The organism is Tsukamurella sputi (genome assembly GCF_007858445.1).
GTDB lineage: Bacteria > Actinomycetota > Actinomycetes > Mycobacteriales > Mycobacteriaceae > Tsukamurella > Tsukamurella sputi.
Genome location: NZ_VIGV01000001.1, coordinates 807,958 through 821,306, shown reverse-complemented (window position 1 = coordinate 821,306; position 13,349 = coordinate 807,958). Strand labels below are relative to the sequence as shown.

Here is a 13,349-nt window from a genome sequence, read left to right as displayed (position 1 = left end):
TCACACCTCCAGTCCGGCGAGGGAGACCACCGCGGCGGTGTCGAAATCGACGGTGTCGGGCGCCACCAGCGGCGCGACGGTCCGCACGTCCACCCCGTCGTCCTCGGCGATCGACTCGATGATCGTCGCGGCGCGGCGGGCGGGGATGTCGCCGAGGTCGATCAGGGAGGAGATGCGCTGCGCCCGGCGGCGGGTCGCCGGATCGAGCAGCAGGTCGAAGGCGGCGTGCAGGCGTTCGGCGGTGACATTGCGCATCGGTAGGCACGCGCCGACGCCGAGGTCCGTGACCCGTGCGCCCCAGAAGGGCTGGTCGGCGAGCACGGGGCAGATCAGGGTGGGGAGGCCCGCCCGGAGCGTGGCGGCCGTGGTCCCGGCCCCGCCGTGGTGGACGGCGGCCGCGCACTGGGGGAGCACCTCCGCGTGCACCACCTCGTCCACGACGCGGATGTGCTCGCCGAGGTCGGCGCCGACGAGATCGCTCCACCCGGCGACGATGAGCCCGCGGCGGCCGCGCTCGGCGCAGACGCGGGCGAAGGTGCGCGCCATGCCGTCCGGGTCCGCGATGCGCATGCTGCCGAAGCCCCAGTAGATCGGGGCGTCGCCGTCGGCGAGCCAGGCCATGAGATCGGCGTCGGTGCGCTTCTGCGCGCCCCGGCGCAGCCAGGCGTCCGAAGGGACCTCGGGGAAGCCCAGCATCGGCCGGGTACGGCTGAACTCGGGGACCAGGTCCGGGGTCAGGGCGGGATCGTAGAGCTGCAGATCGACGATCTCGTGGGCGTCGCGGTTCTTCGCGCGCCGCGACCGGTAGGGCGCCTCGCCCACCGACATCCGGTGGAAGTTCACGGCCGCCCGGACGTGCGTCCAGGTGAACGAGTCGCCGAGGGCCCAGGTCGCGCGCTTGACCATCCGGGGCGAGCGCGAGAGCACGTCGCTGGTCAAGCCCGCGGGGGTGTACTGCGTCATCGGGTAGACGCTGTTGGTGGTCCCGGGGAAGAACCGGTAGCTGATGATGGTCGCGCCGCTGCGCCGCGTGATCGGCAGTGCGAAATCGACCGCGTCCGAATGGGTCAGCACGACATCGGCGTCGCGGCACACGATCTCCGTCTCGCGGGAGATGGTGGCGATGTTGCGGATCAGCCAGCGCCCGTAGGCCCGCATCCGCTCGACCGGCCGGTGGATCACGTCGCGGTAGTCGTCGTCGTAGTCGGGGACACCGTCGTTGAGGCGGTGCGCGTCGAGGCCCGCGGAGCGGATGAGTTCGACCAGCGGGTCCCCCATCGCGGCGATCGTCACATCGTGGCCGCGGGCGCGCAGCGCGAGTCCGATCGCGATCGTCGGCTGGACGTCGCCGCGGCTCCCCATGGCGAGGATGCAGACCTTCATGTCAGTGATGTCCTTTCGACGGGCGGGTGGAACTCGGTTCGGGGCTCGGCCAGGGCGGCGCGGACGGGACGCAGGAGCAGCAGCGTCAGGGGGAGCACGGGTACGGCGACCAGCAGCGGGATCAGCTGGCACGCGACCACGGCGTAGTCGATCGGGAGGCCGAGCGCCGCGGTGATCGAAGCGGTGGTGCTCAGCACCACCGCCACGAGCCACAGCGGGTCGACCGCCCCGAGCGCGCGGGTGCACCGGCGCTCGGTGCGGACCCGGCGGTTCCAGCGCTGCGCCCGGGCACCGTCGCCGCGGACGGTCAGGCGCATCATCAGGGTCGCGACCGCCGGGCGCCGCAGGAGCAGGCCGGCGGCGATCGCGACGGCCATCAGCGCACCGATGGAGGTCTCCACCAGCAGGATGATGCGCGGGCTGCCGGAGATCGCAGCGGCCGTGATCGACGACGCCAGGAGCGTGAGCGTGAACATCTCCAGCGGGTCCACGGACCGTCGGACCAGGGACCGGACGAGGATCCGCAGCGCCACCAGGGTGGTGCCGGCGACCAGCGCGAGGAGCTGGCCGGTGCCCACCAGGTAGCGCAGGCTGAAGTACACGCCCAGCTGGAGCGCGACGTCGACGAGTAGCGCCACCGGCGGCGCCGGCGGCGACTGCGTGTCGGCGAGCGGGACGGTCATGCCGCGGTCCCGATCGACAGCAGCCGGTGCGCGCCGGCCTCGATGCGGTCGAGGAGCCGGCGGCGGACGGCACCGTCGAGCGTGCCGGGGAGTACGCGCAGCTCGACGGAGAGGCGGCCGCCGAAGGTGGAGACGAGGTAGGACGTGCCGATGGGCGAGGCCGGTACCGCCTCGTCGCCGGCTCCGGCGGCGTACTCGCGGATTCCGGCCGCGCTGCGGACGATCTGCGCGTGGAAGTCGAGGACGTCGAGGCCCGCCGGGGTGAGCGGTGCGGGCACCTCGCCGAGGTTGCTGATCAGGACGGGAGGCCCGTGGCGCCGGGTCCGGGGGTCGGGCATGGGGCTCACCGACGTCCGCAGCACGGTGCCGTCGCGGACGTCCGCACGGATCCGGTCGGCGACGGTGCGCGCGATCTCCTCCGTCGGGGCGTCACCGACCGCGACGTAGGAGAAGCCGCAGAGGGCGGTCACCGACCGCAGTGGGATCGGCGGGTCGATCCGGCTGCGGAAGTCGACCGGGGTGAGCAGAGCGACCGCCGAACCCTCCGCGCACTCGGCGAGCTCGGCCCGCGCGATGACCGCGCTCAGCAGGGCGTGCGACGAGACCCCATGGGCGCGAGCCGCGGCGGAGAAGGCGGCGCTCTCGTGCGTGCCGAACCGGATGCGCAGCGCATCGTCGACATCGGGGCCGGGCTCGTCGGGGAAGTGGGCCGGAACCGCCCCGTGCCAGACGGTGCCCGCGAGCCGCTCCTCGTAGTCCAGCTCCGCGGGGAGGTGCCCGCGGGCCGCCATCACCAGGTGCGGCTCCGCAGGGAAGTCGGTGGCGCGCCGGATGATCGGCGTGGCGCCGCTCGCCAGCGCGGTGTACAGCTCGAACAGGCGGGCCGCGATGGCGACGATGCCGGAGCCGTCCGTGGCGGCGTGGCTCGCCCACAGCGTGAGCCGGTAGCGGTCGCGGATCCCGGTGAGCGACAGTGCCGCCAGTTGCTCGGAGCCGACGAACCACGGCGGGGTCTGCTCGTAGCCGGTCCACGGCGCCGTCGTCTCGCGGAAGCCGATCGCGGCGACCACCGAGGCGTCGCCGGGCGCGAAGTGGGGGCGGCCCTTGACGTCGACGATGCGGGCCGCCAGGACGGGGTACTCCTCGAGCAGCGACGTGAACGCCGAGCGCAGTGCGGTTCGGTCGACGGTGCCGCGCAGTTCGAACGAGGTGCCGATGACCTCGCGCGAGGTGGGACGGACGAAGGAGGCCTCGGAGAAGGTGAGGGGGCGGTGGTTCTGCATGTCGGCTCCTGTGCGATCGGTGACGGTCAGGCTGCGGGTGCGCGGCGGGCGGCGGCGTGGACGAGGGCGTCGATGCGGTCCGCGACCGCGGTGCGGGCCTCGGTGGTGGCGGTGCCGCCGAGGGTGATCGCCTCGATCCCGAGGCGGCCGCGGAAGGTCCAGACCTGGTGGATCGTGGCCGACGGTGCCGCGCGACGCGGGCCGGCGGGAACGTGCAGGGCGGTGGAGTCCATCGACAGGACGGGCCGCAGGTCCTCCGCGGTCAGGTCGTCGGGCAGCTCGACGTCGAGCGGCCCGAGGTTGCTGAGCACCACCGGCGGCTCCGGCGTCGCCGAGGACGCCGCCGCGTTGGCGAGGGCGGCGAGTGCACGCCCGCCCCGCACATCGGTGCGCACCGTCTTCGCCAGGGCCGCGCCCACCCGCTCGGGGTCGGCGGCGGTGGTCAGTTCCGGGGCGCTGTAGGAGGCGCCGACGAAGTTGGTGACCTCGGTCGGATCGAGCAGGGGGCGCACCCGGCGCCGCAGGTCGACGAGGGTCATCGCGCCGATCCGGATCGGCGCCGCGGGATCCTCGCCGAGGAAGCCCGCGCGTTCGGCGGCGAGCAGGGTGCCGGAGAGCAGCGCGTTGACGCCGTTCTCCTGCGCGGCCTCCGTGAAGCGCGCGGTGGTCTCCGGCGAGAAACGCAGCGAGATCGTCTCGGGCAGGACGGCCCCGTCGGCCTCCCGCGGGGCGAGGACGGGAGCGCTGCCGTACCACCGCGCACCGTCGAGCCTGGCGCGGCCGGTGCTGACCTTCGGGACGTCGAGCGTGGCGAGGACCCGCTGCGCCGAGCCGGGGAAGGGACGCGGCGCCGCGACGTCCGTCGCGCCCGTGCGGACGAGCGCGGTGTAATGCGACCAGAGCCGGCTCAGGAGCGCGAAGAGGTGCGCACCGTCGGCGAGCGCGTGGCTGACGGCGAGGGCGACGCGGTGCCGATCGCCGACCGACGTGACGTGCAGCCGGGCGAGCGCGTGCGCGGGGTCGACGAGGGGAGCCTCGGGGCCGGTGGTGAGCGCCGCGCCGGCCGTGGGCGAGACGAAGGCGTACCCGTCGCCGGCGGGTGCGACGGCGGCGTCCAGCGCGGGGTGCTCGGCCCGCAGGGCCGCGAAGGCGTCGGCGAGGGCGTCCTGATCGAGCGGGCCGCGCACGGTCAGCTCGAAGGCGCACGTGGTGGGGTGCGGGCCCACGAAGCCGATCTCGGACGAGGCGAGGGGGCGGAGCGTCGTGGTCATGGGATGACGCTAAGTCGACGTCCATTCCTTTCGCGAGACGAACGAGTGGTGGCGCTCGTCACGCTATTGGACCCTTGACCAGGGTTGGGGGAACTCGCCTGAAGGTAATGCTTCGGTGTTCTTGCAGCTCGAACGGCGTACGTGATGGAAACATCGAGTGTGGCGCCGAACTGCGGAAACGTGGTGATCGCCCGCCGTTAACGAGATGATTACACGATCGGTGGGCGAAATCCTGTGAGGTCCACCACGTCCGACATGGTGAAGATCAGGCTCGGTCCGGCCACAGCTCGACGGGGGAGACGCCCAGCCCGTCGAGCAGCTCGCGCGTCAACGGCAGGGAGATGCCGATGACGGAACTCGGATCGCCGTCGATCGCCTCGACGAACCAGCCGCCGAGACCGTCGAGGGTGAAGCCGCCGGCCACCTCGAGGGGCTCGCCGGTCGCGACGTAGGCGTCGATCTCCGCGTCCGACGGTGCGCCGAAGCGCAGCGTCGTGGAGCGGGTGCCGCCGCTCTCCGCGGTGACGACACCGTCGTCGAGCAGGATCGCGCGATGCCCGGTGAGCAAGCGGCCCGTGCGGCCGCGCATCGCGCGCCAGCGCGCCGTGGCGACCTCGGGGGTGTGGGGCTTGCCGACGAGCTCACCGTCGATGGAGAGCATGGAATCGCAGCCGATCACGACCGCGCGCCCGGGCAGCGGGCCGTCGGCGACGATGCGGTCGGCGACGTCCCGCGCTTTGGCGCGGGCGAGGGCGGCGACGGCGTCCTCGTGCAAGACGTCGGGGCCCAGGCCGGCGAGGATCGCATCCTCGTCGACCTGGGAGACCGAGACGAACGGCGACGTGCCGGCGGCCCGCAGCACCGCGAGCCGCGCCGGCGAGGCCGACGCGAGCACGAGACGCACCGGGGCGGTCAAGACCCCTTGGTCCAGAACAGCGGCGTCTGGCTGGTGAAGGCGCGGGGGCCGTTGAAGTACTGCGGGCGCATCCGGTCACGGTTGTCGCCCCACAGCGACTCCGGGGCGGTCGTGCCCGACGGCGTCGAACTCGTGGCCGCGGCGAGCACCGCGACGACGGCGGCGACGTCCGCGTCCGACGGGTTGCCCTTCTCGAACCGGATGGCGGCGCGGAGCTTCTCGACGTCGGCCGAGCTGGCCTCGACCGGCTTCTGCTCGGCGCTCACAGCGGGATGTTCCCGTGCTTCTTGGGCAGGGTGGCGACCACCTTGCGCTCGAGCATGTTCAGTGCCGTGACGATCTGGCCGCGGGTGTGCGAGGGCGGGATCACCGCGTCGACGTAGCCGCGCTCGGCCGCCACGTACGGGTTGACCAGCGTGTCCTCGTACTCCTGCTGCAGCTTCAGGCGCAGCGCGTCGACGTCCTCGCCCTTATCCGCCGCCTCGGCCAGCTCCTTGCGGTAGACGAAGCCGACGGCGCCGCTCGCGCCCATGACGGCGAACTGGGCCGTGGGCCACGCGAGGTTGATGTCGGCGCCCATGTCCTTGCTGCCCATGACGCAGTACGCGCCGCCGTAGGCCTTGCGGGTGACCACGGTGATCTTCGGAACGGTGGCCTCGCCGTAGGCGTAGAGCAGCTTCGCGCCGCGGCGGATGATGCCGTCGTACTCCTGGCCGGTGCCGGGCAGGAATCCGGGCACGTCGACGAGGGTGACGATCGGGATGTTGAAGGCGTCGCAGAAGCGCACGAAGCGCGCGGCCTTCTCCGAGGCGTCGATGTCGAGGCAGCCCGCCAGCTGGGTGGGCTGGTTCGCCACGATGCCCACGCTGCGACCGTCGATGCGGCCGAAGCCCACGATGATGTTCATCGCGCGCTGCGGCTGGATCTCGAGGAATTCGTCGTCGTCGAGGAGACGGCGGATGACCTCGTGCATGTCGTAGGGCTGGTTCGGTGAATCCGGGATCAGCGTGTCCAGCTCGCGGTCCTCGTCGGTGAGGGAGTCCTCGATCGAGCCGGTGAGCGGGTCCGTCGGAACGAAGCGCGGGGCCTCGGCGCGGTTGTTCGACGGCAGGTAGGTCAGCAGCTCGCGCACGTAGTCCAGCGCGTCCTGCTCGCCCGAGGCGACGTAGTGCGCCGTGCCGGACTTGGTCATGTGGGTCTGGGCGCCGCCCAGCTCCTCCTTGGTGACCTCCTCGCCGGTCACGGACTTGATCACGTCCGGGCCGGTGATGAACATCTGGCTCTCGTGATCCACCATCACGACGAAGTCGGTGAGGGCGGGGGAGTAGACGTGGCCGCCGGCGGCCGCGCCCATCACCACGGAGATCTGCGGGATGACGCCCGAGGCCTGCGTGTTGCGGAAGAAGATCTGCGAGTACAGGGCGAGCGAGACGACGCCCTCCTGGATGCGGGCCCCCGCGCCGTCGATGATGCCGACGAGCGGACGGCCGGTCTTGGTGGCCAGATCCATGACCTTGACGATCTTCTCGCCGTAGACCTCGCCGAGGGAGCCGCCGAAGACCGTGGAGTCCTGGCTGAAGACGCAGACCTCGCGCCCGTCGATGGTGCCGTAGCCGGCCACCACACCGTCGCCCACCGGACGGCGCGCGGCCATGCCGAAGTTGGTGGAGCGGTGCTGGGCCAGCTTGTCGAGCTCGACGAAGGAGCCCTCGTCCAGCAGCGCGAGTACGCGCTCGCGGGCGGTGAGCCGGCCCTTCTCGTGCACCTTGTCGATCGCCGCCTGCCCCATCGGGGCCAGCGCCTCCGCGTCCTTCTTGCGGAAGGCCGCCAGCTTGCCGGCGGTGGTGTGGATGCTGGGCTCGGCGTCAGCGTTGTTGCCGGCGCCGGAGGCGCCGTCGGTGGTGGAGGCACTCGTCATAGACCCGACTCTAACCAATAGAGTCGATTCCGAACCGCACTGCCCATAGAAGGAGGTCGTGGTGCTCCCCGATCAGACGGCGATCGCCGCAGCCGTGCGCGGCACGCGCTGGCACCAGGTGTCGGTGGTGCCCAGCACCGGCTCCACCAACGCCGACCTCGCCGACGGCGTCCGCGCCGGCGACGAGCCCGGCCGCGTCCTCATCGCCGACGTCCAGACCGCGGGCCGCGGCCGCCACCTGCGCCCCTGGTCGGCGCCGGCCGGCACGCAGCTGTCCATCTCCGTGACGGTGGGCGTGCCCGCCGCCGCGGCGCCGCGCGCGGGCTGGCTCTCGCTGGTCACCGGCGTCGCCGCGGTCGCCGCCGTGCGCGAGGTGACCGGCGTGCGCGCCGGCCTGAAGTGGCCCAACGACGTGCTGCTCGAGGCCGAGCCGGGGAAGCGGGGCGGGAAGACGGCCGGCATCCTCTCCGAGCTCGCCACCGGCCCCGACGGTGCGCTCGTCGCCGTGATCGGCACGGGCCTGAACACGACGCTCGCCGCCGCCGACGTCCCCGTCGAGACGGCCACGTCGCTGCAGCTCGCGGGCGCCGACGATCCCGACCGCACCGCCCTCGCCATCGCCTACCTGCGCCACCTCGACGCCGGCCTCACCGCGTGGACCGACGATCCCGCCGCGGCCCGCGCGGAGTACCTGGCCGCGTGCGTCACCGTCGGGCAGGCCGTGACCGTCTCGCTCCCCGTCGACGAGGTGCTGCGCGGCACCGCCGTGGACGTGGACGTCGAGGGCCGCATCGTGGTCGAGGACGAGACCGGCTCCCGGCACGTGCTCTCCGCCGGCGACGTGACCCACCTGCGGCCGGCCTGAGACGTGGGATTCCCGGCCAAAGCGCTCATCGACGACGAGCGGATCCTGCTGCACACGCGCCCGCACGCCTCGCGGATGATCGTGCCGGTGCTGGTCCTGTTCGCCGCCTGCGCCGCCGCGGGCGTCGCGCTGGGCCTGCTCAGCCGCGCGCATCTCGACGGTGCGCTGCCCGACTGGCTGCTGCTGGCGATCGTCGTGGTCTGGATCGCGGTGGTGGGGTGGTGGACGGCCCGCCCGTGGGCGGTCTGGCGCGCGACCCACCTCGTGGTCACGGACCTGCGGATCATGTTCCGCTCCGGCATCGTGCGCCGCCGCGGCATCGACATCCCGCTGCGCCGGATCAACTCCGTGCAGTACCACCAGCGGCTCCTCGACCGGATGCTGCGCAGCGGCGTGCTCACCGTCGAATCCGCCGGCGAGGACCCGCTCGACTTCCCGGACGTGCCGCGGATCGCCGCGACGCACGCGCTCCTCGTCGACGCGCTCGACGACGCGGACGACGACCGGGGCCGCGAAGCCCGCTCGGCGGAGTACCCTCGGCGGTCATGACCACGCGGGTGCTCCTGGCCGAGGACGACGAGGCGATCGCATCGCCGCTGGCCCGGGCGTTGTCCCGCGAGGGCTACGAGGTGGACGTCGCCGGCACCGGCACCGAGGCCCTGCGCCGCGCGCTCGACGGGGAGTACGCGCTGCTCATCCTGGACCTCGGGCTCCCCGAGCTGGACGGGCTGGAGGTGTGCCGCGAGGTCCGCGCCGCGCGGCCCGAGCTGGCCGTGCTCATGCTCACCGCCCGCACCGATGAGATGGACTTCGTGGTGGGCCTCGACGCCGGCGCCGATGACTACGTCGGCAAACCCTTCCGGATGTTCGAGCTGATGGCGCGCACCCGCGCCCTCCTGCGGCGCAGCGCTCCGGTGCAGGACGCGCCCGAGGTCGTCGAAGCCGGTGGCATCCGCCTCGATGCCACGGCGCGGCGCGTCACCGTCGACGGCGCCGACGTCTCGCTCGCCAACAAGGAGTTCGAACTGCTCCGCTTCCTCATGGAGCACGCGGGCCGGCTGCTCTCCCGCGAGGAGATCCTCGCCGACGTCTGGGGCGATTCGGACCTGCGCGGCTCGAAGACGCTCGACATGCACATCTCTTGGCTGCGCCGGAAGATCGGCGACGACACCGGCCCGCAGCGCCGGATCGTCACCGTCCGCGGCGTGGGTTTCCGTTTCGACGCGGAGTAGGCGCCATCCGACTCCCGGTCTCGGGCACCTGCTCGGCGGCGCCCCGATCGTGAGTCAGCGGGGCTCGGGTTCCGGTGCGGCCGGTTCGACCTGCGGCTCGTCCGGACCCGCGGCGGGCAGGAACATCGCGAAGGTCGTGGGCCTGCGGCTCTGCAGCTGCAGACGGCCACCGTCGCCCTCGATGAAGGCGCGGGCGAGCGCGAGGCCGACCCCGGTCCCGGCCCCCGCGGAGTAACCCCGCCGGAAGATGCGCTGCGCGTCACCGTCGGAGATGCCGGAGCCCTCGTCGGCGACGGTGACGAGCACGGTGTGCGCGCCGACCGAGCCGAAGGTGACCGTGACCGTGCCGCGCCCGTGGACCAGCGCGTTGTCGATGAGGACCGCCGCCGCCTCGCGGACCCGCGGCGCGGTGGCGCGGGCGGGCAGGGACTCCGGGCCCCCGGCCACGACGGTGAGCCGCCGGCCCGCCCTGGCGAAGGCGGGCTCGAGGTCGGCGAGGAGCGGTGTGAGCTCGGCGCGGACGTCGACCACGCCCTGGGGGGTGCGCTCCGTGCGTGCCATCTGCACCATGTCGCTGACCGACGAGGTGAGCCGGTCGACCTGGTCGAGGGCGGCGCGGGCCTCGGTGACGACCTCGGGGTCGGCGTGCAGGGTGAGCTCGTCGAGGCGGATGTGGATGGCGGTCAGGCGGCTGCGCAGCTGGTGCGACACGTCGCCGACGATCTGCCGCTCCCGCTGCAGGCGGTCGGCGATCTCGACGGTGGCAGCGTCCAGAACGTCGAGGACGCGGTCGAGCTCCTCGATGCCGTGCCGGTTCGAATCGGGCCGGAAGTCGCCGTCTGCGAGCCGCTGCGCGCGGTCGGCGACGTCCTGGACCGGGTCGGCGACGCGGCTCGCGGTGACCGCGGCGACCACGACGCCCGCGGTCACGGACAGCGCCATCACGATGAGCTCGATCGTCAGTGCCCGGAACTGTTCACTGCGCACGCCGGAGTAGTCCTGCTCCAGCCGCAGCACGCCGGCCTCGCCGAGCGAGGTGCCCTCGACCATGGGGTTCTCGAGAGGCTTCTCGGCGCCCACGGTGAGTTCGCGCGGGGCTCCGCTGCGGTCGGTGTAGGTGAGGACCAGGCGACCGCCGGACGGGACGAGCAGGCGCAGGGTGTCGACCGGCGGCTCGCCGCCGTCGCCGGTGCGCTGCTCCTGGACGAGGATCTCCGACGAGGCGCGCTGCAGCCGGTGCTGCAGGTCCGTGCGCGCGGTGTCGTCGAGCCACCGCCAGGTGTAGAACATCAGCGGCAGGCCGAGGAACAGGCCGGTGACCGCGACGACCGCGATGGTCGAACGGAGAATGCGGTGCCGCACGCCCGCAGGGCTCAGCGCTCGCCGGCGGAGGTGGTATCGCCGGTGGCGGGGATGGACTCCTGCTCCGGGGCGTCGCGCAGATCCTCCGGGAAGGCCCAGCGCCGCAGCGCCCAGAACCGGAAGGCCATCTGCAGCAGGTTGCCCACGACGTAGTTGAGCACGAAGTCGACGATGATCAGCGTGGTCGTCGAGTCGACGTCACGCAGGTGGAAGAAGTTGTTCGCGATGAAGATGGGCGCGGCCATGATGAGCACGCCGATGCCCGAGATCACGAAGAACAGCAGCGCCTCGTGGTGCTTCTCACGGCCACCGCGGTGCTTGAAGCTCCACTCGCTGTTGAGGATGTACGAGAGGATCACGGCGCAGACGCCGGAGAAGACCTTCGCGACGGTGGGCTTGTCGCTGAGCACCGTGAGCACCAGGCCGTAGAAGATGGCGAGGTCGAAGACCGCCGTCGTGCTGCCCACGATCGCGAACTTGATCAGCTCGTGGTGCTGCATGACGAGCCCGCGGAGCGGTGCCGGGGTGCGATCCAGAATCGCCTCGATGAAAGCCACGTGCGCCACTCTAACGGAACCGTGAATAGTACCGCGGAGAGTGTGACGCGGTCGGTACCGGGGCGCTGTGTCGTGCCGGGCGCTCGCACGGCACCGCGGACCTGCGATTATGGACGGGTGAGTGATGTTCAATCGCGCCGGTCACGGCCCGTCGTGGCCATGGTCGGCGGAGGTCAGCTGGCCCGGATGACCCATCAGGCCGCGATCGCGCTGGGGCAGTCCCTGCGCGTGCTCGCCGCCTCGCCCGACGAGCCCGCGCCGCAGGTGTGCGCCGACGTGGTGCTCGGCGATCACGATCGGATCGAGGACCTGCGCCGCGTCGCGACCGGCGCGCACGCGCTGACCTTCGACCACGAGGGCGTGCCCACCGAGCACCTCGTCGCCCTGCAGGCCGAGGGCGTCACCGTCAACCCGCCGCCGCAGGCCCTGCTGTACGCGCAGGACAAGCTGGCGATGCGGCACCGTCTGGCCGAGCTCGGAGCGCCCGTGCCGGGCTTCGCCGAGATCACCGCGACGGACGACGTCCGGGCCTTCTGGGACCGGTTCGACGGTGCCGTCGTGCTCAAGGCCGTCCGGGGCGGCTACGACGGCCGCGGCGTGTGGCTGCCCGACTCCCTCGACGAGGCGCTCGCGGTGGCCGACGAGCAGCTCGCGGCCGGCGTTCAGCTGCTCGCCGAGCAGCGGGTCGAGTTGGCGCGCGAGCTCTCGGCGATGGTGGCGCGATCGCCCTTCGGGCAGGGCGCGACCTGGCCCGTCGTGGAGACGGTGCAGCGGAACGGGCAGTGCGCGGTGGTGCTCGCGCCCGCGCCGAACCTCTCCGACGAGGAGGCGTCCTTCGCCGAATCGCTCGCGCTGCGGCTCGCGAACGAGCTGGGCGTGGTCGGCGTGATGGCCGTCGAGCTGTTCCAGACCCCGTCGGGCGAGATGCTGGTCAACGAGCTCGCGATGCGCCCCCACAACTCCGGACACTGGTCGATGAACGGCTGCGTGACCAGCCAGTTCGAGCAGCACCTGCGGGCCGTCCTCGACTATCCGCTCGGTGACACCGCGGCGACCGCGCCGCTGACCGTGATGGCCAACGTGCTGGGCGCACCGTCGGAGCCCGAGATGAGCGTCGACGAGCGCCTGCACCACCTGCTGGCGCGGATGCCCGACGCGCACGTGCACATGTACGGCAAGGAGGGGCGGCCCGACCGCAAGATCGGGCACGTGAACCTCGTAGGCTCCGTCGACGGTGACCGTGGCGACGCCGCGTACGTCGCGGAGCTGCGGGAACGGGCGGAACGCGCGGCGCACTGGATGGCGACCGCGGAGTGGACCGACGGATGGAGCGTTCATGGGTAACGGGACCGGAGCCGGTGCTGATCGGGGGGCCTCCGGCCCCCGGGTCGGCCTGATCATGGGCAGCGACTCGGACTGGCCGACCATGGAGGCCGCCGCCGAGGCGCTGGCCGAGTTCGGTGTCCGGTTCGAGGTGGGCGTGGTCTCCGCGCACCGCACGCCGCAGCGGATGCTGGACTACGCGAAGGGCGCCGCGGACCGCGGCATCGAGGTGATCATCGCCGGCGCCGGCGGCGCCGCGCACCTACCGGGCATGGTGGCCTCCGCCACCCCGCTGCCCGTGATCGGCGTTCCCGTGCCGCTAAAGCACCTCGACGGCATGGACTCGCTGCTCTCCATCGTCCAGATGCCCGCCGGCATCCCCGTGGCGACGGTGTCCGTCGGGGGCGCCCGGAACGCGGGCCTGCTGGCCGTGCGGATCCTCGGCGCCGCCGATCCCGCGCTGCGCTCGCGGATGGCGGCCTTCCAGGCCGACCTCGAGAAGATGGTGCTGGACAAGGACGAGGCGCTGCGACGCAAGCTCCTCGAGGGCTGATCG

14 protein-coding genes are annotated in these 13,349 nt (G+C 72.5%); 5 read left to right on the top strand and 9 right to left on the bottom strand.

All coding sequences use genetic code 11. The annotated features are described in order from the left end of the window. From FK268_RS03975 to FK268_RS03945, 7 genes are all read right to left on the bottom strand, one after another. A complete protein-coding gene (locus tag FK268_RS03975; protein WP_146431296.1) occupies positions 1 to 1,383 on the bottom strand; it encodes a glycosyltransferase in 1,383 nt (460 codons plus the stop codon). Next, positions 1,380 to 2,066 (bottom strand): VC0807 family protein, encoded by a 687-nt coding sequence (locus FK268_RS03970; RefSeq protein WP_146431294.1) that lies wholly within the window; start codon positions 2,064 to 2,066, stop codon positions 1,380 to 1,382. Before FK268_RS03970 ends, FK268_RS03975 begins: the two co-directional genes overlap by 4 nt. Next, entirely contained in the window at positions 2,063 to 3,349 is a 1,287-nt protein-coding gene (locus FK268_RS03965; protein WP_146431292.1) for a phthiocerol/phthiodiolone dimycocerosyl transferase family protein, read from the bottom strand. Before FK268_RS03965 ends, FK268_RS03970 begins: the two co-directional genes overlap by 4 nt. Positions 3,350 to 3,375: 26 nt before the next feature. Further along, on the bottom strand, positions 3,376 to 4,620 hold the full coding sequence (locus tag FK268_RS03960; RefSeq protein WP_146431290.1) for a phthiocerol/phthiodiolone dimycocerosyl transferase family protein: 1,245 nt from the start codon (positions 4,618 to 4,620) through the stop codon (positions 3,376 to 3,378). A 265-nt stretch (positions 4,621 to 4,885) separates the two neighbouring features. Continuing rightward, positions 4,886 to 5,536, bottom strand: a complete 651-nt coding sequence (locus FK268_RS03955) for a Maf family protein (RefSeq protein WP_231706898.1) — start codon at positions 5,534 to 5,536, stop codon at positions 4,886 to 4,888. Beyond that, positions 5,533 to 5,802, bottom strand: coding sequence for an acyl-CoA carboxylase epsilon subunit (locus FK268_RS03950; protein ID WP_146431288.1), 270 nt, complete (start codon positions 5,800 to 5,802; stop codon positions 5,533 to 5,535). The genes FK268_RS03955 and FK268_RS03950 overlap by 4 nt, the downstream gene beginning before the upstream one ends. Continuing rightward, positions 5,799 to 7,454: an acyl-CoA carboxylase subunit beta gene (locus FK268_RS03945; RefSeq protein ID WP_146431286.1), complete on the bottom strand. Its 1,656-nt coding sequence runs from the start codon at positions 7,452 to 7,454 to the stop codon at positions 5,799 to 5,801. Before FK268_RS03945 ends, FK268_RS03950 begins: the two co-directional genes overlap by 4 nt. Positions 7,455 to 7,512: 58 nt before the next feature. Here FK268_RS03945 and FK268_RS03940 point away from each other — a divergent pair, with 58 nt between their 5' ends. From FK268_RS03940 to FK268_RS03930, 3 genes are read left to right on the top strand one after another with little or no spacing between them, the layout of a single operon-like run. Next, positions 7,513 to 8,319 (top strand): biotin--[acetyl-CoA-carboxylase] ligase, encoded by an 807-nt coding sequence (locus FK268_RS03940; RefSeq protein WP_231706897.1) that lies wholly within the window; start codon positions 7,513 to 7,515, stop codon positions 8,317 to 8,319. Between the two features lie 3 nt (positions 8,320 to 8,322). Beyond that, a complete protein-coding gene (locus FK268_RS03935) occupies positions 8,323 to 8,868 on the top strand; it encodes a PH domain-containing protein (protein WP_146431284.1) in 546 nt (181 codons plus the stop codon). Further along, positions 8,865 to 9,551 carry a response regulator transcription factor gene (locus FK268_RS03930; RefSeq protein ID WP_146431281.1) on the top strand — a complete coding sequence of 229 codons (687 nt, stop codon included), beginning with the start codon at positions 8,865 to 8,867 and terminating at the stop codon, positions 9,549 to 9,551. Before FK268_RS03935 ends, FK268_RS03930 begins: the two co-directional genes overlap by 4 nt. Positions 9,552 to 9,605: 54 nt before the next feature. On the opposite strand, the gene FK268_RS03925 is transcribed toward FK268_RS03930, so the two are convergent. Continuing rightward, the gene (locus FK268_RS03925; protein WP_146431279.1) at positions 9,606 to 10,913 is read right to left on the bottom strand and encodes a sensor histidine kinase; all 1,308 of its coding nucleotides are present in this window, start codon (positions 10,911 to 10,913) and stop codon (positions 9,606 to 9,608) included. Positions 10,914 to 10,924: 11 nt separating this feature from the next. Then, entirely contained in the window at positions 10,925 to 11,470 is a 546-nt protein-coding gene (locus tag FK268_RS03920; RefSeq protein WP_146431277.1) for a GtrA family protein, read from the bottom strand. 159 nt (positions 11,471 to 11,629) lie between these two features. Between FK268_RS03920 and FK268_RS03915 the strand changes: the two genes are divergently transcribed. After that, positions 11,630 to 12,814, top strand: a complete 1,185-nt coding sequence (locus tag FK268_RS03915; protein ID WP_231706934.1) for a 5-(carboxyamino)imidazole ribonucleotide synthase — start codon at positions 11,630 to 11,632, stop codon at positions 12,812 to 12,814. After that, positions 12,807 to 13,346: a 5-(carboxyamino)imidazole ribonucleotide mutase gene (gene purE / locus FK268_RS03910; protein ID WP_146431273.1), complete on the top strand. Its 540-nt coding sequence runs from the start codon at positions 12,807 to 12,809 to the stop codon at positions 13,344 to 13,346. Before FK268_RS03915 ends, purE begins: the two co-directional genes overlap by 8 nt. Positions 13,347 to 13,349: the final 3 nt, after the last annotated feature.